The sequence below is a fragment of the Paenibacillus sp. FSL W8-0919 genome (assembly GCF_038003785.1).
GTDB classification, from domain to species: domain Bacteria; phylum Bacillota; class Bacilli; order Paenibacillales; family Paenibacillaceae; genus Paenibacillus_AQ; species Paenibacillus_AQ lactis.
On the sequence record NZ_JBBOPV010000001.1, the window covers coordinates 2324053 to 2343970 of the forward strand.

At 54.1% G+C, this 19918-nt stretch carries 26 protein-coding genes; 24 read left to right on the top strand and 2 right to left on the bottom strand.

What is annotated here, in order from left to right; translation table 11 throughout:
- Nucleotides 1–77: 77 nt before the first annotated feature.
- The 7 genes from NST44_RS10265 (at nucleotide 78) to NST44_RS10295 (ending at nucleotide 4987) form a co-directional block, all read left to right on the top strand.
- Nucleotides 78–647 carry a TetR/AcrR family transcriptional regulator gene (locus tag NST44_RS10265; RefSeq protein WP_007132032.1) on the top strand — a complete coding sequence of 190 codons (570 nt, stop codon included), beginning with the start codon at nucleotides 78–80 and terminating at the stop codon, nucleotides 645–647.
- Nucleotides 648–651: 4 nt separating this feature from the next.
- Complete coding sequence (locus NST44_RS10270) at nucleotides 652–1020, top strand: DMT family transporter (protein WP_007132033.1); 369 nt, start codon at nucleotides 652–654, stop codon at nucleotides 1018–1020.
- 126 nt (nucleotides 1021–1146) lie between these two features.
- Nucleotides 1147–1743: a LysE family translocator gene (locus NST44_RS10275; protein WP_007132034.1), complete on the top strand. Its 597-nt coding sequence runs from the start codon at nucleotides 1147–1149 to the stop codon at nucleotides 1741–1743.
- Between the two features lie 6 nt (nucleotides 1744–1749).
- On the top strand, nucleotides 1750–2529 hold the full coding sequence (locus NST44_RS10280; protein WP_007132035.1) for an AraC family transcriptional regulator: 780 nt from the start codon (nucleotides 1750–1752) through the stop codon (nucleotides 2527–2529).
- A gap of 330 nt (nucleotides 2530–2859) precedes the next feature.
- A complete protein-coding gene (locus NST44_RS10285; protein WP_028404828.1) occupies nucleotides 2860–3597 on the top strand; it encodes a hypothetical protein in 738 nt (245 codons plus the stop codon).
- Nucleotides 3598–4010: 413 nt separating this feature from the next.
- Entirely contained in the window at nucleotides 4011–4430 is a 420-nt protein-coding gene (locus NST44_RS10290) for a YvaD family protein (RefSeq protein ID WP_340899185.1), read from the top strand.
- A complete protein-coding gene (locus NST44_RS10295) occupies nucleotides 4427–4987 on the top strand; it encodes a TetR/AcrR family transcriptional regulator (protein ID WP_340899186.1) in 561 nt (186 codons plus the stop codon). The genes NST44_RS10290 and NST44_RS10295 overlap by 4 nt, the downstream gene beginning before the upstream one ends.
- A 181-nt stretch (nucleotides 4988–5168) precedes the next feature.
- Here NST44_RS10295 and NST44_RS10300 read toward each other — a convergent pair whose 3' ends face one another.
- Together NST44_RS10300 and NST44_RS10305 are read right to left on the bottom strand one after the other, a co-directional pair.
- A complete protein-coding gene (locus NST44_RS10300) occupies nucleotides 5169–5594 on the bottom strand; it encodes an ImmA/IrrE family metallo-endopeptidase (RefSeq protein ID WP_007132039.1) in 426 nt (141 codons plus the stop codon).
- Nucleotides 5595–5670: 76 nt separating this feature from the next.
- Nucleotides 5671–6111, bottom strand: a complete 441-nt coding sequence (locus NST44_RS10305; RefSeq protein ID WP_189636076.1) for a helix-turn-helix domain-containing protein — start codon at nucleotides 6109–6111, stop codon at nucleotides 5671–5673.
- 277 nt (nucleotides 6112–6388) lie between these two features.
- Between NST44_RS10305 and NST44_RS10310 the strand changes: the two genes are divergently transcribed.
- The 17 genes from NST44_RS10310 to NST44_RS10385 all read left to right on the top strand — a co-directional run bounded on the left by NST44_RS10310 (nucleotide 6389) and on the right by NST44_RS10385 (nucleotide 19726).
- Nucleotides 6389–6898: an ArpU family phage packaging/lysis transcriptional regulator gene (locus NST44_RS10310; RefSeq protein ID WP_340899191.1), complete on the top strand. Its 510-nt coding sequence runs from the start codon at nucleotides 6389–6391 to the stop codon at nucleotides 6896–6898.
- 272 nt (nucleotides 6899–7170) lie between these two features.
- Nucleotides 7171–7968 (top strand): TetR/AcrR family transcriptional regulator, encoded by a 798-nt coding sequence (locus NST44_RS10315; RefSeq protein WP_340899193.1) that lies wholly within the window; start codon nucleotides 7171–7173, stop codon nucleotides 7966–7968.
- 268 nt (nucleotides 7969–8236) lie between these two features.
- Nucleotides 8237–9193 (top strand): alpha/beta fold hydrolase, encoded by a 957-nt coding sequence (locus tag NST44_RS10320; RefSeq protein ID WP_340899194.1) that lies wholly within the window; start codon nucleotides 8237–8239, stop codon nucleotides 9191–9193.
- 271 nt (nucleotides 9194–9464) lie between these two features.
- Entirely contained in the window at nucleotides 9465–10376 is a 912-nt protein-coding gene (locus NST44_RS10325) for a hypothetical protein (protein ID WP_340899196.1), read from the top strand.
- A gap of 12 nt (nucleotides 10377–10388) precedes the next feature.
- Nucleotides 10389–10598 (top strand): hypothetical protein, encoded by a 210-nt coding sequence (locus NST44_RS10330; protein WP_340899198.1) that lies wholly within the window; start codon nucleotides 10389–10391, stop codon nucleotides 10596–10598.
- 2 nt (nucleotides 10599–10600) lie between these two features.
- Complete coding sequence (locus NST44_RS10335) at nucleotides 10601–12070, top strand: phage tail sheath family protein (RefSeq protein WP_340899200.1); 1470 nt, start codon at nucleotides 10601–10603, stop codon at nucleotides 12068–12070.
- Between the two features lie 154 nt (nucleotides 12071–12224).
- Nucleotides 12225–12632 (top strand): phage tail tube protein, encoded by a 408-nt coding sequence (locus NST44_RS10340; RefSeq protein WP_028404834.1) that lies wholly within the window; start codon nucleotides 12225–12227, stop codon nucleotides 12630–12632.
- Nucleotides 12633–12805: 173 nt separating this feature from the next.
- Nucleotides 12806–13240: a phage tail assembly chaperone gene (locus NST44_RS10345; protein WP_007132046.1), complete on the top strand. Its 435-nt coding sequence runs from the start codon at nucleotides 12806–12808 to the stop codon at nucleotides 13238–13240.
- Between the two features lie 23 nt (nucleotides 13241–13263).
- A complete protein-coding gene (locus NST44_RS10350; RefSeq protein WP_260842859.1) occupies nucleotides 13264–13398 on the top strand; it encodes a hypothetical protein in 135 nt (44 codons plus the stop codon).
- A 14-nt stretch (nucleotides 13399–13412) separates the two neighbouring features.
- Nucleotides 13413–15194, top strand: coding sequence for a hypothetical protein (locus NST44_RS10355; RefSeq protein WP_340899205.1), 1782 nt, complete (start codon nucleotides 13413–13415; stop codon nucleotides 15192–15194).
- Between the two features lie 64 nt (nucleotides 15195–15258).
- Complete coding sequence (locus NST44_RS10360) at nucleotides 15259–15894, top strand: LysM peptidoglycan-binding domain-containing protein (protein ID WP_028404836.1); 636 nt, start codon at nucleotides 15259–15261, stop codon at nucleotides 15892–15894.
- Nucleotides 15891–16868, top strand: a complete 978-nt coding sequence (locus NST44_RS10365) for an XkdQ/YqbQ family protein (RefSeq protein ID WP_340899209.1) — start codon at nucleotides 15891–15893, stop codon at nucleotides 16866–16868. Before NST44_RS10360 ends, NST44_RS10365 begins: the two co-directional genes overlap by 4 nt.
- Complete coding sequence (locus NST44_RS10370) at nucleotides 16861–17250, top strand: hypothetical protein (protein WP_340899211.1); 390 nt, start codon at nucleotides 16861–16863, stop codon at nucleotides 17248–17250. Before NST44_RS10365 ends, NST44_RS10370 begins: the two co-directional genes overlap by 8 nt.
- Nucleotides 17243–17704, top strand: coding sequence for a DUF2634 domain-containing protein (locus NST44_RS10375; RefSeq protein ID WP_007132051.1), 462 nt, complete (start codon nucleotides 17243–17245; stop codon nucleotides 17702–17704). Before NST44_RS10370 ends, NST44_RS10375 begins: the two co-directional genes overlap by 8 nt.
- Nucleotides 17704–18078: a baseplate J/gp47 family protein gene (locus tag NST44_RS31035; protein ID WP_445670733.1), complete on the top strand. Its 375-nt coding sequence runs from the start codon at nucleotides 17704–17706 to the stop codon at nucleotides 18076–18078. Before NST44_RS10375 ends, NST44_RS31035 begins: the two co-directional genes overlap by 1 nt.
- On the top strand, nucleotides 17988–18374 hold the full coding sequence (locus tag NST44_RS31040) for a baseplate J/gp47 family protein (protein ID WP_445670726.1): 387 nt from the start codon (nucleotides 17988–17990) through the stop codon (nucleotides 18372–18374). Before NST44_RS31035 ends, NST44_RS31040 begins: the two co-directional genes overlap by 91 nt.
- A complete protein-coding gene (locus NST44_RS10385; protein WP_340899212.1) occupies nucleotides 18350–19726 on the top strand; it encodes a hypothetical protein in 1377 nt (458 codons plus the stop codon). The genes NST44_RS31040 and NST44_RS10385 overlap by 25 nt, the downstream gene beginning before the upstream one ends.
- Nucleotides 19727–19918 lie beyond the last annotated feature (192 nt).

A 19918-nucleotide genomic window follows, 5' to 3' on the forward strand; every position in this document is an offset into this window, starting at 1 on the left:
AACCCGGTCAGAGGCAAAGCGGGAGTGAAGCGCCGTATCCAAGTGGCTCAACGTAAGAAGAACAAGGAGGCTCGAATATGCGGGAGCGTATTTTGAAAGAAACGATGCGTTTGATCCAGCAGAAGGGATTTGCCTTTACCGTCAGTGATCTGGCGCAGGGGCTTGCGATCAGCAAGCGGACCATTTATGAGCATTTTTCCTCCAAGGAAGAGATCGTCGAGTCGATCGTTGATAGCTTAATTCAGCATATCCAGCAGCGGGAGCGGGAAATTGCGGAAGATGGACAGCTGGGCGTTCTGGAGAAAATCCATCAAATCCTGATCTGTTTGCCGCAAGAGCTTGAGAAGATGGATATGCGCCTTTTGACGGATCTCAAAAAGTTTCATTATAACCAATGGGAGAAGCTCGATACCTTTTTCAGAGAAGAGTGGGGCATCGTCAGCAAGCTGATGGAGCAGGGGATGGCTGAGGGCGTCATCAAGCCGATCTCGCTTCCGTTGTTTATCGATCTGTATCTGGGCGCAATCCAGCAAATGTACGACTCCCGGGCAACGGTGAAGCATCAGATGCCGCTTGGGGAGCTGCTGAAGTCGATCATGGATATCCTGCTGTTCGGCATCGCCGCGGGGCAGGGAAAGGAGAAATGAAACGATGCACTGGTTCTATTTAGCTCTGGCGATCTTGTTTGAAGTAGCCGGCACCATTAATATGAAAATGTCGGAGGGATTTACGAAGCTGCTGCCGAGCGTGCTGCTGGTCGTTTTTTATGTATGCAGCCTGAGCTTTCTGACGCTGAGCCTGAAGCAGATCGAAATTTCGGTGGCGTACGCGATCTGGTCCGGCCTCGGCATTATGATCATCACGCTGATCGGATATTCGTTCTTTTCGGAACAAATTAACGGTTTGAAGATATTCTCGATTCTGCTGATCATCGCAGGGGTTGTGCTGCTGAACCTGTCGGGCGGCGCCCATGCGCAGGAACAGCCGAAGGCGGAGCAAACGGACGTTCAGGCAGGTTGAAAAAAGGCCTTGGATCCGGCCAGTGGAATACTCGGGCAGCTCTTTTGAATGCGCAATAATGTACTATACCCTTTTCGACCGGCCGCTCTATAATGCAAGGGAATTCCTTGTAAGGAGCTGCAGGTCATGAATTTTTCTTCGTTCTTTATTTATTGCTTTATCGTTGCGTTCTCTCCGGGGCCGTCGAATATCGTCATTCTGGCATCGGTCCAGCAGTCGGGGATCAAACGAACGCTCCGCTATATCGCCGGGGCATCGATCGCTCTTTTCCTGTTGATTGCCCTATCTGTCGTCCTCGGCGAGACGCTGTCCTCCGGAATGCCGTTCATTCTGCCGGTGCTGCGGGTAGTAGGCTGTCTCTTCATGCTGTATCTGGCGTATCAGGTATATCATATGGACGTTTCCAACGCGTCGACAAACCAGACGGCTTCCTTCACATCGGGGTTTTTGATGCAGTTTCTGAATCCGAAGGTCGTGTTGTTTACCCTTACGGTCATTCCAAGCTATGTCATGCCCTATTATACCGAGGGGCCGGTCATTTCCGTCTTCGTTGTCGCTGTCTCGCTGATCGGGCTGGCTGCGTATATGACCTGGGCGGTGTGCGGCAATCTGTTTCAGGGCGTTTTGCAAAAATACCGGAGAACGACCAACACGGTCTTGGCTTTGTTCCTGCTGTATTCAGCCATCGTCGTGTCGGACCTACCGAATCTTCTGAGGGGGTGATGGAAGATGGAGCGGTTTATCTATAAAAAAGCGTGCGGCATCACGGCCCTGTCCGCGAGCTTTACCGATTTCAAATATAAGAAGCATTACCACGAGGAGTACGCTCTCGGCGTCACCCTGCGCGGAATTCAGAAGTATTCCCTCGACGGAAGCCAGCAAGCTTCCTATCAGAGCGGCGTGATGCTGTTTCATCCGGAGCAGAGCCATGACGGCTGGTCGCAGGAGCGCACGGGCATTGATTATGTGATGATCTACATTCATCCGCAGCTGTTTCATGAGCTGATCCAGAAGAGGGACATCATCCGCTTCCATACGCCGATCGTGTATCATGCCGGCCTAAGGCAGAGCATTCTGAATGTAACGAGGGCGATATTCACCGGCAAGCCGGAGGCGCTGTGCAGCGAGCTGCTGCTGGGGCTGGCGGGGCATTTTAATGAAGATATACTGAGGTTTGAAGGTAAGCGGGACAGCGGATTTGCCAAGAAGGCGAAGGCGCTGATGCAGGAGCATCTGGATCATGTGCTGCGATTGGATGAAATCAGTCATGCTTTCGGCATGTCCAAATATCAGTTCATCCGTTCCTTTAAAGCGAACACCGGCATGTCGCCTTACCAATATTACTTAAACTGCAAGGTGGAGCGGGCCAAGCATCTCATCGAGGATAGCCGCGACGTATATCTCGCCGTTTCCCAATGCGGATTTACGGATCTTGCGCATTTGAACCGGCATTTCAAAAATGTGTACGGCACGACGGCCTATGATTACATGTCCCATTTGGAGCGATAATCTGTTTCTTGTCCGCATGGACAATATGCAGGGGAAAGAGGCGGTTAGCATCGGCGGCAGATGAGCGAATGAGCGGATGAGGGACCGGTCGGGGCTTTAGCCCTTTGCTCGTCCGACCTAATGATCAAGTTAATGGGAGCAACCCTCAGGAGACCCGCGTGTCGGTTCGCCCTAGGGTTGCTTCTTTGGGCTGCGGGGAGGTAACGGCCGCATCGCTGCCTTGCTTGCTTCAAAGGGTTTGGAGATCCGGCGAATCGATGTTAATCTGTAGTTGAATCTAATCAGGATAAGCATGCAGCTGCATGAACAGAGATGGAAGGAATTATGGCCATGGAATACCTATATGAATCAGCACCGCGCAGTTTCGAGGATTTTGCCAGCGGCCGGGTGCTTTACAACGCTCGAGGCACAACCTCGTTTCCCGTAAGACTGGCAAGCGAGCTGGCTCAGCGATGCTTTCACCTTCTGGAACAAAAGGGGGCTGAGGGCCCCTACACGTTATATGATCCCTGCTGCGGAGGCGCGTATTTGCTGACTGTGGTCGGGCTGCTTCATGGACGGCGGCTGGGCCGGATCATCGGCTCGGACATTCAGCCCGATGTGCTCCCCATCGCGGGAAAGAACCTGTCCCTGCTGCGCAAGGAGGGGCTCGAGCAGCGAGCCGAACAGATCAAGTCGCTGTATGAACAATACGGAAAGCCGTCCCATCGGGATGCGCTGCAAAGCGCAACTCGCCTGAAGGAGCTGATCGCCGAATCCGCGATCGAAGAAGCGGCATGCTTCCAGAGCGATATTACGGATCCGAAGGGGGGGCTGGACCGAGCCAGAGGAACTCACATCGTTATGACGGATCTCCCTTACGGGGACTTGGTCAGCTGGAGCGGCGGAAGCGGAGAGCCGGTTCAGCGCTTTTTCGATCAGCTTCACCCGATTCTCGATCCCGCCTGCTCGGTGGTCGCAGTCATTTCCGACAAAGGCCAGAAATTAAAGCATGACCGTTTCAGAAGGCTCCAGCATATGAAGATTGGGAAGCGGCAGGCCGCGATCTTTGAACCGCTAGGGAATTGACGCGCTGAGCCGGTCGGATCGATGGCTATACATAGGGGCATCAGGTCCCGGCGAAAGCATAAACGGCTAAGAGGGAAGGCAACAGCTTGTCAGCGGAACCATAATCCGCTAAGAGACGGCTCCCGTTTGCCGGTTTTAATACAGGCAAAATAGGGCCAGTTAGAGAGGGCCAAGCCCGGCCAAAAACTCTAAACAACTAAAAAGACGGCTTCCGTTTGTCGGTTATCATACCGGCAGAATGGAGGCTGTTCTTGTATGTAGTCCGTGTTACTAAAAAGGCATGCATAAAAAGCTCCTCTTGATTGCGTGGAGAAGGTAAGGTAAGATGGAAAACAAATAAACCAAATTGTTTTCCGTGATTTCTGCGTGAGGACTGAGAATGGATAATAGATCATGGACAAAGGAGGATGGGAATGAACCGAACATTAAAATCACTGATGCTCGCTACCGATATCGGATTTATCCTGTATTGGCTGCTCATCGGCTTCAGCCTGATTCCGAAGGAGTATCTGTATCAGGATTATGACAATCCGCTGCTGGTGGCGTGGAATTTATCGTTCCTTCCGCTGGATCTGCTGATCTCCGGAACCGGGTTATGGAGCATGTATCTCTACAGGAAAGGCCATATTAAATGGCGGCCGTGGTGTCTGGTTTCGCTTGTGCTGACGTTTTGCTCAGGGCTGCAGGCCATTGCATTTTGGAGCATCCGGCTTGATTTCGATCTCTTCTGGTGGCTGCCGAATCTGTTCCTGATGCTGTATCCGCTCTTCTTCCTGCCGAGGCTGATCGGAAGCGGACGTTCTGTGACCGGGAAGGAGACGGTGGCGCTATGAAGGACAAAATCGCCCAGGCCGCCGTTCAGGAAATCGCCCAGCGTGGACTGAAGTTCTCCATTCGGGATGTTGCAGGCCGTCTCGGGATCAGCACGAAGACCCTGTATCAGCATTTTGAATCCAAGGAGGAATTGGTCGACCATATCGTGGTCCAGTCCATCGGGAATATGATGGCGGAGGAGGAGAAGCTGATGAAGGACGAATCGATTCCTTTAACGGATAAGCTGTTCCGGGCATTAACGCTCCTTCCGCAAGGCGTCGCCTTCCACGATATTCGCGTGATGAAGGAATTGGAGCTCCGGTACCCGGAGCAGTGGAGGCAAATCGATGCCTACATGAATACAGGCTGGGAGAATATCCGGCTGATTATTCACGAGGGGGCTGCTGCAGGCATCTTTCGTCCTTTTGATGTCGAGCTGTTCATTCAGGTATATGTAGGGGCATTATATCAGCTGATCGACCAGTATGCTTCCGGTGGCCGGCTGACGCTGCAGCAAGCACTGGAGCAGATGGTTGACTTCTTGATGGAAGGCATCCGTTCGCCCGCTAACCGGTAAGTCCCCTCCTGTAGTCCGCCAAGCATACAAACGCCACGCAGATGTGGAGAACTTGCGGCTGCTGTGCAGCCGCTTTTGGCTTTCCTGCGAATGCGTCACCCGCATATTCGCTTGTCTGCCTCCCGTACATGATTGGATCATGATAGGTTAAAGATTGCATTGGATCAGAACGTATGTTCGATTAAAGTCTAAAAAATAAAAGCATTTCCTGTGGAATGCCTGCCCGAAGGTAGAACTCATGCAACGACTCTCCCGGGCCAATGGTCAAATCCGCCGTCAATAACGCAACCGCAAACCGATTCGCCTGACGTTCAAGCTTGCCCGGACTGAAGTAGGAATGCTCCTCAAGGAAAAATCGGCTGATTCCCTTATGGAGCCGATCGTGACCGAGCTCATGGGCGCAGACGAAGCGCTGCCACTGCGGCGGCAGTTGACTATGAATGACGATAAACCTGCGTCTTAATTTGCGGAAATACAGCCCCTTCGTTGTCTTGCCGAGGTCCGCGTACCGGATATGAATGCCGAGCGAAGCCGCAATTTCGAAGGGGCAATTGGTATGATGTTTTCTGACAAGCTGACGGATTAACGGTTGTAAAAGATCATCCATGCCGGTTCACCTGCAATATCGAGATTGTTATGGGTTGTCGTAGGGTTGTAATCGCTATGTACTCCTTCATGACATGCTATTTTTTCCGTTTGTTCATCTGCTTGGCTTCCCAGAATAAGCCGGTCAGCACATCCTTGATGCGCTGCTTGTCCTCCTGGTTTAAGGGGATTCCGTCGAACATCAGCTCTCCGTCGTCCTCCAGCATTTTTTTGAAATCCCGTTTATCTTTGGCCGTGGCCCAATCGGGAACGGTCAGGTCCTCATGCAAGGAAAGCTCCGAGTCCAAATAACCGGCCTTGCTCATCAGTTCTTCATAGGGAACCCCGAGCGCATCGGCAATTTTGCGAAGCGTCTGCGGCTTGGGGATGCCGCGCAGCCCGTTCTCGATCCTCGAGATTTGCGATCCGCTGATTTCAGCGGCTTGCGCGAGCTGATTGATGCTTAACCCTTTGTCTTCCCTCATCTGCTTCAAGTATGCTCCAAATCTGTGATCCACGCTCCGGCCACTCCTCACCATAATCCATCTGTAACCTCTGTTTATAGTATAAACCCATCCGATACCTTTGCCAACAGGTAAAATAAAAACAAAGGAATATTGCCAAAAGGCAAGAATATGAGAGCGAGAGGGCCCATTTCTTGAATTTCGCAGCACAATTGAACGTTTACGAAGATCTCCAGATAGTGGTATTATAACGAAAAATACGAACAAATATACGAACAGTCGGCATGGCCTTGATTTTCTGCCAAATGGCAAAGGAAAGCCAGGATAAACCATCAATGGGGAGTGAAACGGTATGAATCATATGTTACCTGAATTGGATCGCAGAAAAACCCAATACGCGATTGAGGCGGTATTCGAGAAGTATCGAATTTATAAAACGATAACGTTTGAAATGAGGGAAGCGAGCGTGACGGCCTCTTACACCGAGCGGTTCCACGGACCGACGAATGTGACCTCGGATCAGACGGCAAAGGTAGCGATATATAATGTAGACATGCCTGCGGCAAGGAAGCACTACTGCTCCACGATCGAATCGATCGTGGAGCGGCTGGGAGAACGCGAGCAGCTGCTGATAAGGGAACGGTACATGAAGCAGGACGATGTGTACGACTACAAGGTGTACAACCATATTTTTGACCCGCCGGTCAGCAAAGACACGTATGTAAAAATCCGCACCCGAGCTTTTTATAAAATGGCGCTGGTGCTTGCCGATCTGGGCCTGTTATCGCTGGATACCCTCGTAAAGCCCCTAACCCGGCTGAAAAAGAATGAAGGGGCGCAGGCGGTAGGCGCCTTGCGATAAACGCGGCCCATGATCGGGGGAGTTCCGACGCGGGAATGTGGATCATGCAAGGTTGATTGGCTAGGCGATTCCCAGGATGACTTTTTGGACAACGGATGGATGACTCTTATACAATAGATGGATGGCTGCGGGACTAAACCGACTCTGCTGAGGGTCGGTTTTTTTCGATTCGTCCTGGGCATTGACAAGGAGTTTGTTGAGAATATATTATATTCGCATACCTAAAAGTATGTAAGCATAATATGAATACACAGAACGAGGTGTAGGCCGAAATGGATTCCAAGTCCAGAATCATAGAAATTGCGTTGAGTTTGGCGGAACGCCTGCCTCTTGATAAAATCAACTACGCCGATATCGCTGAAGCGGCCGGGGTCCATTGGACAACGGTCAGGCGCCATCTGGGCAGCAAGGAGCAGATGAGGGCCTACCTCGCCGATCAGCTAAGCGATCAAGGGAGGGATCCGGCCAAGGCCGATACCCGTACGAAAATATTGGAGTCAGCTCGAAGCGTATTTGCGCGCTGCGGTTACAATGGTGCTACGCTTGATCAGGTCGCTGCCGATGCCGGCATGACCAAAGGGGCGGTATACTGGCACTATGCCAGCAAGCAGGATCTTTATGTGGCACTGCTCGAGCATAACGTTGCCGCGCAGCGGCGGCTGATTCCCATGCAGGCACAAGCCGTCCTGGAGGCTGAAGATCCGATCCAAGCTCTATCGACCTGGCTCCGCGGGCAGTTCCGTGCTTGTTTGGAGCATCCGGACTCCGCGCTGTTGTTTCTGGAGTTTCTTGTATCCAGCCGCGAGCCGGGTATCCGGGAGAAGCTGGCGGCTGTATTCGACGAGCTGCATGAGCAGGTGTCGCTCATGCTCGCCGAGCTCCAGCGAAGCGGCCGGCTGTCCGGCAAGGCGGATGCTAAAGCGATGTCCGTGTATATTCAATCCGTGATGCATGGATTGATGGTTACCGCTGTCATCCATCGGGACGATATGGAGCTGGATTCGATGATGGACGATTTTGCCGGCATGCTGTGGAACGGAATAGATCCTCGCCCCTCTCCCGAGCGCTGAGCAGCACGGGGAAATCTCTAAATGCGTTCACAGGCGGACAGCTTCTTACCGCGTGCCTCTCCCGGCGCGCGGCGTACTGATGACTTCCGCACGATGATCAGCGTCGACGCTCGGATGACAGCCTTCAAAGCTAGGTTTACACCACCCAATTCGCTCTGACAGAGGCTTAAGAGTCTCTTAGACGTTTGGGTGGTTAATCCGTATTTTTATGTCATTTACATACCAAAAGGTACGTGAAGGATATACTTTAAAGAATTGAGGGATCAGCATGTTATATGTGCTTGGAACAGCAATCGCTATTTTATTTCTTTTATATATATTTAGCGTATTCACAGTACGCCGCGCAGAGCGATTATATCCGCCTGCCGGATCGTTTGTCGAGGTAGAGGGCGTTCGGCTGCATGTCCACGACGAAGGAACCGGACAGCCGATCGTATTTTTGCATGGCGGGGTGCTGTGGGGGGAGGACTTCAAAGAAGCTTCAGCTTTGGCAGTCCGCCAAGGGTACAGGGCGCTAGCCTTTGATCGGCCCGGATACGGGTACAGCGGAAGATTCCGCAAGGGAAAACCAACGCCGAAGGATCAGGCAAGGCTGCTGCATGGCGCGCTGCATCAGCTCGGAGCTGAGCGGCCGATCCTGGTCGCGCATTCATGGAGCGGGGTATTGGCGCTGACCTATGCGCTCGATTATCCGGATGAGCTGTCAGGGCTGGTTATTATAGGCGGAGGGATGTATAGAAAGCATTATCCGGCTGCGGAAGGAGACCTGCTGTCGAACCTCGTGACAATGCCGATTCTCGGCAGCTTGTTCCTCCATACGCTTCTGGTCCCGATGGGACGGCTGCTATCGAACGGTATGATGCGGGCCACCTTTGCTCCCGAAACGGTTCCGGAAGAGTACGGAAGGGCCGTCCGCGCTTTATGGTTCAGGCCCGGTCAATTTCGGGCCAACCGTGAGGACGTGATGGCATTCGTCCACGCGTGTGACGAAGTTTCCGGGAGATACGGGGAGATCACGGTGCCAGTCGTAATCACAGCCGGCGAAGCGGATCCGTTTCCAACGCTGGTGCACAGCACCTGGCTGCACCAGGATATCCCACACTCCAAGCTTATCATGCACCCCAATGCCGGACATATGATTCCGCAGCTGCATCCCGGCATCGTGATGGATAGCATACACGTGTTGACCTCGCTAGAACAAGACGGGGCAATCGAAGCGCACTAGTGGCAGGGATTCGGGAAGGTATCGTCTTTTTACCGCCGCAAGTCATCCCAAACTTCGCCGAATGTTCGCCGTTTCCCCGTCTTCGCTTGGTGCGAACCGGTGTAAGATTATAGCATCGGGAATGAAGGAAAGGGCAGCACCGTTAACCCCACACAGGAAATGTGAACCGGCCATGGAGCCGGTTTTTTTTATGCGGATAAGGTCCCTAGCCTCATTCCCGGTTCATTACAACACAGGAAGGAGGGGGCCGTATGAATGGGCAAACGAACGAATGGATAAGCAAGCCGTTTTATCACCGGATGCCGGATGCGCTTCGGCTATGTGTTCGATGAGGGAAGCGATCAAACAGGCCGTTATGGAATTGGTGCCGGAGCTTGCGGGACGGATTTATGACGTGCACCCGCCCGAGAGCGCTGTAGATGATCTTTTTGCGGTTCTGCAGCTTGGCGAGGATGTATGGAAATCACCTTGGGCCGGTTATCGGCAGGTGATTAGGCTGAAGCTGTTCGTGGGCGAGGCTATCGTCTCCCGGCAGCTGGATTCGCAGGCGGAGCGGCTCATACAGGGACTGCATCGCAAACGCGTAACAGGTCCGGAGAACCGCGCCTTCAAGCTTCATTATCTCGGCGTTCCGGAGGCGGAGCAATGGGATTCCGGTCCGGGCCGCACGGTCCGGATTATCCGTTTCGGCGTTTATGTTCCGGAGGCGTCAGCCGGCGGCGGAGACTCCGGCGGCATCGTCGAACCGGATGAGTGGCTTTCCGCGCTGATCGCGTGGACTTCGAAGCAGCTCGGAAGCAGCTGGAGCGTGTACCGCACGGCTTGGCCGGCGGACCGGGAAGATCATGCCGTGCTGTGGCGATTGTCGGGGTGCGAGACGAAGATGGCGGGAGCCTCCGTCTACGAAATCAGCAAGAGCTTCACAGGTCATGTGGCGTCTACTTCTTCAGAGCATGAACAGTTAACGGCATTTTCGCTGGTGGAGTCGCTTGGCTCCCAGGCCCAGCTGCCGCTTGATCCCGATGCTGGCCGGTATTTGTCCGTCGCCGGCATTTCCGGCGATTTGGAGGCCGATCCGATTTTGAACGGTCAGCTCAAGCTGACGCTCATCCAGCGGCAGATGCGTTCGGCGCAGGAAGCCGCAAGGATTCGCCGCGTTCATGTTCAACCGATCCTAAATTAAGGGGGACTCGAAATGGCGGGTAAGAAATCAACCAAGACGGAAGTGAACAGCGGCAGCGAACCGCGTTACACATTGGCTGAGTTGACGGTTCATGCCAAGGAGCGGTTCGGCGTCCGGCCGGAAGTCATTGCCGGCGCGATGTACGGAGCAGCGGGCGAGCTGTTTACTGTGGCCGAAGTGCAGGAACAAATCAAACATTTTATGAAAGCGAAGGTGGATTAATCATGGCGGGAGGAACATGGGAGAGCACGAATAAACCGGTATTGCCGGGTTTGTATATGAATTTTAAAGCGGCGGCAGCCTCAGCGATTCAGGGCGGCGCACGCGGAACGGTCATCGTTCCCGTTAAAGCGAACTGGGGGCCGGTACGCGAGTTTGTCGAGATCGGAAGCGAGCATGCGATCGGCGAGTCGTTCTCCGCAGATCAAGATAATGGAGCAACCGCTTATCGGACGCTGTATCTGGCGCTGCTGGGCGGTCCGAAAAAGCTGCTCGCGTACCGTCTTGCAGACAGTACGGCTTCGGCTGCATCCGTTACGCTGCAAAATGGCGAAGCGACGCCGTCCGATGTGCTGCAGCTTCAGGCTAAATACCCGGGCAGCCGCGGAAACGGCTTCTCGGTAACGATTCAGCCGTCGCTGATGGATCCGGCCGCTCGGGAGCTTCGGCTGTATGAAGGGGCCAAGCTGCTTGGCACCTATGTTGGCGCGGACGGTACGGCCGCATCGATCGCTGCGAAGGTGAATGAGGACGAGGAGAACGTCTGGGTAAGCGCAACTGTGCTCGGCGACGGCAGCGCAGTGCCGGCCGACGTCAACGGCGCGGCATTCACCGGCGGAACCAGCGGCAACAGCGGAATTACCAATGCGGATTATCTTGAGTTTCAAGAAGCCGCCCAAGGCCAGCAGTTCGATGTCGTGGCGCTGGACTATGCGGCCGACATGTCCTTGCTTCAGAGCTTTGCCGCTTGGGTGAAGCGTCTCCGCCAGGAAGGCCGCGGGGTTATGGCCGTATTCGGCGGAAGCGCGGCCGACGATATGTCCAAGGATGCGCCGAAGACTGCAGCTGCCCGTTCGCTTGCACTGAACCACGAAGGCGTCGTGAACGTCGGCACCGGCGTACGCTTGTCCGGCGTCGATTACAGCTCCGCGCAGACGGCCGCCTATGTGGCCGGTTTGATTGCAGGTCAGCGGCTGAACCAGTCCGCTACATACGCGGTGACGCCGTTTGAGGATGTCACCCGCCGCTGGAGCCGCTCGGAACAGGAGCTTGCGGTTCAAAACGGCGTTTTCCTGCTGATTTTTGACGGACGTCAGGTGAAAGCCCTGCGCGGCATCAATACGCTCGTGAATCCGGCGGAGGGCCAGAACAATGCGTGGAAGAAAATCCGTTCGATCCGCGTCATGGACGCCATTCATGCCGATCTGCAGGCGGCCGCCGAAGGCACGTACATCGGCAAGGTGAATAACACCGAGGAAGGAAGGCTTGCCCTGATCGGCGCCGTGAAAGAATATTTGGGCCAGCTGTCGCTGAGCAACGTCATCGAGCCGGACGGCTATGACGTCATTCTGGATCCTGCCTATTACGGCGATTCCGCCGTGAAGCAGCCGGAGCCGGATCAAGTGTTCCTGCAATGGAACGTGAAGCTGACCGATGTGATGGAGCAGCTGTTCGGCACGTTTTACGTGCAGTAAAGGAAGATGGCCTCCGGTAACCTAAAGAGCCGCGTCGCACGAGCTTAGGACGATTCGGGACGAAACGGATGGGATCAGTCCGGACGGTTCGGCTTACTGTGCCGTGAGGTCCAATCCATATCCAATCATTCAAAAATGCTGAGGAGGAATATCTATGTTGGATGCATCAAGAGTCATTATGGGAACGTATGGCCAGGCCTATATCGACGGGGTATGGCAGACGCATATTAACAAGCTGGAAGCGAGCGTGGAGCTTGAGAAGCGCGAGCTGAAGCTGGTCGGCAACGACTGGACGGTGCATAAGAGCGGGAGCAAAAAAGGCACCGGCACGATGAGCGGCTATAAGGTCACATCGGACATGATCGCCCGCGGCTTTACGAAATTCGATATTATTTCCAAGCTGGACGACCCGGAATCGTACGGTCACGAGCGCGTGCGCCTGATCCGCTGCATGCCGGACAAGATCCAGCTCGCGAACTGGACTGCGGGTGAAGAAGTGCAGGAGGAGACATCGTTCACCTTTGAGGGGTACGAGTTGCTGGACCCGATTACGGCGGACTAATGATTTTATCGTATAAGTGAAAAAAGATACATGCAGCATCGATCGATGATTCATGCCTTGAATGTTGGGAGATGCTGCTCTTTTTATGGGAAAAGAGATGAATGGTTCACACCTTGAATAATCGATGGAGTGAACGATTGAAAGGCTAAAGAATCGCGAAAGGGGACGACGATATGAGCTTGAACGAGCATTTGAGCGAAGAGCAAATTTTGGACAGCCTGTTCGAGGCGGCGGAGAAGCTGCCGGAGGAAACGGTGCGCATCAAGCGGCTCGATATGCAGATTGTGCTGCACGGTTTGACTTCGAGCAAGGTGGACAGCATCCGCGAGCGCTGTACGGTCCGCCGGAACGTGAAAGGCGCGGTGGATGAGAAGGTGGATACGGAGACGTTCAACGCGCTCCTGATTTCGGAAGCGACCGGAAGCTTGTCCGTCAAAGGGCTTACGCTGAACGGCTGGGGCGATCCGCGCATTACCAGCCGCTTGAAGCTGTCGGGCGGAGAGCAGGCGGTCCGCCGGATGCTGCTCGCCGGGGAGCTGGATGCCGTCGGCGATAAGGTGCTTGAGCTGTCCGGCTTCGGAGTCGAGATCGCCGACCTAAAAAACTGATCGGCTCCGGGGGAATGACTACGATGCTGTACCACTTATGGGCCCGGCATCACCTTCGCCCCGGAGAGTTTTGGCGGCTGCCGCGAGGCGAGCGCTTATTGCTGCTCGCTTTTTCCCAGGAGGAAATGGACCGGCTCGCTGATCAGAGCGAAATGTGAGGAGGTGAATCGATATGGCTGAAGCCATGAACTACCGGATGAATCTAGTCATTGATCCGAAAAACGTCATCAAGGCGAACCGCGAGCTGCGGGCCATGGAGCGCTACTTCGAACGCATCCAGGGCCGGGTGCTGCGAATCGGCAGAACCCGCATGGCACCGGAAATCGTGCTGAAGGACCGCGCCTCCAAAGGCCTGGACAACCTGCTGGCCAAGATCAACCGCGTGAAATCGCAGGTGATCAATGCGTCGGGGAACGTGAATATGAACGTGAATGTCAAGCATTCCGCCAAGCCGCTGAACTTCGATCCCTTAGTAAAGGCGCTTAAAGAAAATACAGTTGCCTTGAAGGGCCTTGCCGACGCGCTTGCGAAACTGCAGCTTGGCGGCGGGGGCGTAGCTCAGAAGCCGAAATCCAAGCTTGATCATGCCATCGATATGTTTGGCGCAATGAAAACATTCGGCGGCGGTGCTAAAAGCGTAGGCGAGCTGCGCGATAAGACGAAAAAGGTAGGCGATGCCTGGCTTGGAAATGATACTAAAGCGAACAAAGACTCCTCCAATTCGGAGAGCTCCTACCCCAAAGAATCCAGAGTGGAGCGAGGGAGAAGGCAGCGAAAGGGGAGGGGATTTAGAACGATCGCTGCCGCGGGGGATTTGATTGAAACCGTAGGTAATGCAGGTACGGGGATTCTCGGAGGAGCCAGAGACTTCTGGAAAAGCGGAAGTGCGCTTTTTGGCGGTGGCAGCGGCGGTGGTGGCAGCAGCGCCCCTGCGACCAGCGGGATAAGCGCAGGAAGCAGTGCGGCTGCACAAGCAGTGGCGAATCCTGGCAGCAGGGCTGCCGCGACACCGGCCGATAAAATAGCGGACACTGGCAGTACGGGATCTGGAGCGGCTAAAGGCACGGACAACGGGGCAGCTTCGCAAGCGGCGAAAGCAGCAGATCCAAAGGTTGCTGCTTCCAAGGTGTCAGCAGGAGCAGCTCCAAGCAAGCTTGCTTCCGGCTTTTTAAAGGGAGCAGGCAAGCGAATTTTGGGGCCTTTAGGCTTCTTAGCTGACGTTAACGATATTGCGGCGGCCAAGCCCGGAAAAGAGCGTAATCAAGCGATCGGCTCTGCCGTTGGCGGTGGTATAGGCGCAACGATCGGCGGCGCGATCGGGTCCGTTATCCCGGTGGCCGGCACCTTGGTCGGTTCGACCGTCGGCGGCGCTGTCGGAAGCTTCGTGGGCGAAAAAATCGGCGGTGCAATTAACGGGATCACGAAAACGTTCAAATCGGGCGGGGATAAGGTATCGAAATGGTTCTCCAACACGTTCTCTTTCGGAAAAAAGAAAAAGGACGTTGTTGCCGAGGCCAAACCGGTTCCGAAGCCGGCAGCACCAGCCGTTTCTGCCCCAAGCTCCATGATTGCCAATCCGGCACCAGCAATACCTGCAGGTCCGGCAACCCCACGCCCGCCATCCGCCCCAGTCCTTCCATACTCCGGATCATCGTTTGGCCCACCGGCCATTGATCCCGCCCGGAGCCAGGCGTATGCCGCCGGCAAGCAGATGTCGCCGCAGATGGTTCAGATCAGTCCGGAGCAAATGAGCGCGCTGACGGGATATTTGCGGGATTCCAAAACGGAGGCGACAACCAACTATAATCTTCCGCCTGGAGCGGTGCAGGTTACGGTGCGTGAGGAGCATCCGGTGGATGTGGAGGGATTGATTCTGCAGGTCGGGCAGCGACTGAGAGCGGAGTTGATGAAAGCATCCCAGAACCGGAAGCCGGCTGCGCCTATGCCATATTAACGGTTGGAGGCACTAGGCAGGCAAGAAACTTTAGCAGCATTTTAACGGAAAGGAGGGGCCGGCGATGGAGTTTATTTTGAAGAACGGCAAGGGGAAGGAATTTATATTTCCGGTTAATCCCGAGGAAGTGACCATTTCACGGCAAAAGGGCTTTGAAACGGCAACGATTCTAACCTTTGGCGAGTTTGATTTTCCGCAGGGAAACAAAATCAAGGAAATATCCTTCTCTTCTTTTTTTCCAAAAGAGTTCGACGAATCATACTGCAAAGGAAGCCGGGATTCGCACCCGAAACCGCAAACGGCCATGAATACGCTCAATGAGTTCCTGGTGTCCAAAACGCCGCTTCAGTTTATCATTACCGAAACCGCGGTCAATGTACCGGTGTTCGTGGCTTCCCATCAAACGACGTTTCGCGGCGGGGAGCAGGGGGATGTGTATTTCGACCTGACCCTCCGGACGTGGAGTGAGATGAAAGTAGCGAAAACCGCCGGCGCATCGGGCATCAACAAAAAGCCGCGGGCCGACATGAAGGAGAAGAGCAAGACTTACACGGTCAAGCCGGGGGACTCCCTCTCCAAAATCGCCAAGCTGGAGCTCGGGGACAGCTCGAAATGGAACCAGATCTATACACTGAACCGGCAAGCGATCGGCAACAATCCAAATGCCATTAAACCCGGTCAAAAGCTGGTGCTGCCATGAGTTATAAAGTGATTTTGCAGGACAAATACGATTTGTCGCCTCTGGTGGAAGCTATCAACTTAAGGGATTCGCTGGAGCAGGTCGCCTATCAAGGCACGGTGAACCTGGTGGTGACGCCGGACTTGCCGCCGATTTCGCCCGGGATGGCGATTCGGATCAGCGGTATTCCCTATGGGAAGAAGGATTATGTTCCCCTGCTCCATCCGGTTGTGGTTTGGGAAGCGGAGACTACGAACAATGGCGTGAAGCGGATGACGCTGACGATCTATGACCGGACGGTCTATCTGGATAAATCCGAGGATGAATATTTGTTCCCGGCAAAACAGACGGCAACGCAGCGCTTCAAAAAGTACGCGGCCGACTGGAACATCAAGCTCGCCCATCTGCCCGATACCGAAAAACAGCTCGGACGCTCCGTTTACCGGACGCAGTCGATCTATGCCAGCATGTTCGCGGATTTGCGGGAAACGGCCAAGGCCGGTGGCAAGCTGTACCATCCGCGCATGGTCCCTTCGGGACTTGAGCTGTATGAGCTGGGGTCAAACCGCGAGGTATACGTCTTAGAGACGTTAACCGATACGATTCAGCAGCGGACGCTCGAAGGGGCGGCGACCAAAGTCAAGGTGCTGGCAACATCGGCCAGCGAGACCGGGAAGGAGGTCCCTTCGAAGGTAATGGCCATCGAAGAGAAGGATATCGCCAAATACGGGCAGCTGCAGGCGATCATCCAGGATGATGAGGTGAAATCCGCCGCGGCCGCGCGTCAGCTGGCCCGAAGCAGGCTCCGGGGGATCCGGGAGACGATTACGGTAAACGCTCCGGACATCAACACGATTCGCGCGGGAGATGCCGTCATGCTCGGCTCGTCGAAGCTGCTTGTGATTTCGGTCAGCCGGGAGCTCGGCAACCCGGGAAGCATGATGCTGGAGCTTGGGAGCTATGACGATGTAAAAAGGAGGTTTTATCTTGAGTAAAGACCCCTATGGACAATTGGCATCCTCCTTGCTGTCTTCCTTCCATAAGCAGACCCGCCAAGCGATCGGCGGAGTGGGAGCCGTACTCGGCACGATAACCTCGACCGGAATCAAGCTGGATGATTTCAAGCATGAGCTGCAAGAGTATATGGTTGCCGAGCTTCCGGGCCAATTGTCGCTGCCTCGCCGAACCGTAGAAGGAACGATCAGCGGAGATGGCGGCAAGACGGCCGTCTCTTTGGAATTGGAGGAAACGGAAGTGGAGGAGGCACAGTGGAAGCTGAACCAAGGATTACAGCCCGGCGATCGAGTGCTGGCGGTACGCGTCAACGGCGGCCATGACGTCGTCGTGGTGTGCAAGGTGGTGAGCGGCCATGGCTAATTTGTTCCCCGAAACGGAGGACATGATCTGGACCGATTCAGTTGGGCCTGAAACGTCCGAAGATCACGGGGCCGTGTTCGGGCGGAGCTGGAGGTTTGATTTTGAAGCCGGAGAATTTGTCATGACCCCAACCCGCAAATTGGTTGCCGCGGATGAGAAGGATGCATGGGTTATCTGGTGTGAAAAAACGATTCGAACCCCGCGCTACCGGCATTTGATCTATTCACGCGGCTATGGCAGTGAATTGGAGGAGCTGATCGGCAAAGGGCATGGCCGTCCGCTATTGGAGAGCGAAATCCGGCGGATGGTATCTGAAGCGCTGCTGGCGGATGCCCGCACGGAGAGCGTGGATCAATTCCAGTTTGAATGGGAAGGGGAAGCCTGCCGTTTCAGCTGCCGCATCACGAGCGTACGGGATGAGACGGAAATGATAGAAAGCGTGGTGATGACCTGATGGCCGATGTGCCGATGTATTTGCAGGAACAGACGGAAGAGAACATTTTGAACCGCATGCTGGCAAAAGTGCCTTCGGATATCGATAAATCCGAGGGCTCTTTTATTTGGGATGCGCAGGCGCCGGTGGCGTTCATGCTGTCCGAAGCGGCCCTGTGGGCCCAGGAGCTGCTTCGCCGAGGGTTTGCCAGCACGGCGGCCAGCGACTCCCCGGATATCCGCTCAGCCGAGCTGGATCTTCGGACCGCCGAGCATGGCGTCACAAGACGCGACGCGGTAGCTTCATCGGGAAGTGTCGTGTTTATGGGGAAACCGGGCACGAATGTCCCGAAGGGAACGTATGTGGCGACGAGACGACCGGGGAGTCTTCGGTAGAGTATGTCACGACTGCGAGTGTCACATTGGGGCAGGAAGGCACCGGAACGGCTCCGATCCGTGCCGTAACTCCAGGGAAGAGCGGCAATGTGCCGGCAGGGGTCATCCAGCTGATGATGACCTCCGTCAGCGGCGTTACATCTGTGACGAACCCCGAGCCGACGCGGAGCGGGACCGATGTGGAGACGGATCAGTCGCTACTTCCACGAGGTCATTACCTTGGACGAGCTGGGACAGATGCCTTTAAACAAATTTGCAGGAGGTGCCTGAATTGGCCAGTAACACACCGAATTTAGGATTATTGAAAAAAGACCCGATGACGGATGGCAACGAGACATTCAACATCGAGACGATGCTGAACGAGAACTGGGACAAGATTGATGAGGCAGTGGGGAGCTGTGAGGCTGAAATAACTAATTTAAAGCAATCTGGCGTTGACGGGAAAATTCGATTGGAAACCGCCATCATCGCCAAAGAAGGAACGGTTTCCAAGCAAGGGCAGATTGCAACGTTTGAGGAACTCGATGACGGGATTCGTTCCATCCCGACCGGTACAGATACAAGCGACGCAACCGCTGTGGCTGGAGATATATTGGCATCTAAAACGGCATACGGTCCAAACGGGAAAATAACCGGAACCATACCTAACCTTACCGGTATTAGAACAGCTACAGGCACGGCTAAATGGCCGGATGGAGCGCTCGCTGTTTATCCCGAGAAGGGTTATCAAAAAGGTGGTGCTGGTGATGGAGAAATAAAAGTTACAACTGCACAATTACAAGAAGCTGAAGTAGCGCTTCGCTCCGAAAACATCAAGAATGGAGCCAATATTTTCGGCGTGGATGGAAAGTCTGCCGTAGTTGATACGACTGACGCTTTACTCAATCCACAGTATTTGCTTGTTGGTCAATCGGGATATGACGACGGCGTTAAAAAAAACGGGCTGATGCCAAATCGAAGTGCGGAAAACCAACACATGCCGGGTTTAGAACAGACACTGTGGCCTGGGGATCGGTATTTTATCCGCCCTCCACATGGCTATTATGACGGAAATACCTGGGTGGCAGCTACCGAGCCTGACTTGAAGCCTGAGAACATCCGCGCAGGTGTTAGGGTAGGTGGACCGGGGGGACCTGTGGGGACTTTTTCTCCAGGAAGCCGTAAGATGGTAACGAATTACCTTCCAGAAAAGGAAATTCCAGATCCTAACACTTGGTTGATCATGGACTTGTTTGTCATACCGCCAAGTAGCAATTACGTAGACGTTTTTACCACTAAAAATAACACAATTGACAAGATAGAATCGTTCACTATGACGGACGATTCTAGCACAATAAAGACCGCTGCACTAGTCCTTATTGATGAAGCGGGGGTAATGTACACGCTAGTGACGTCGACATCAGGCGGCGCTGATATCAGGCAGAACCTAACGGGATTTTACATCGCCAGAAAAGATCGTGCAGGAAGCATGTACAGCAGACCGTTTGTAGGAGATACTGAACCTAACGTTACACCAATGCCAGCGTTCCCTGCTAACTTTAATCTTCTAGGGCAACTGCGATTCTGTAGTGCCCACATGTACTCGGGCAATGATATGAGGCCTATAGCAAGAGCATACGCCAGAGACTTAGTGGTTGTTACAACTTAAATAACAGTGACTATGGATTTGTGCGTCATATACCAGAAAGCATCTGATCAGATTGGGCAAATTCAGGAAGTCATTCTAGATTTGACGCCAAGATTGACGGTGGACGAGAAGAAAAACTGTACTACGACTACTACGATCCAGAAACAATTGAACCAATATATCTGATTTACACTGGTGATTGCTGATCTGACC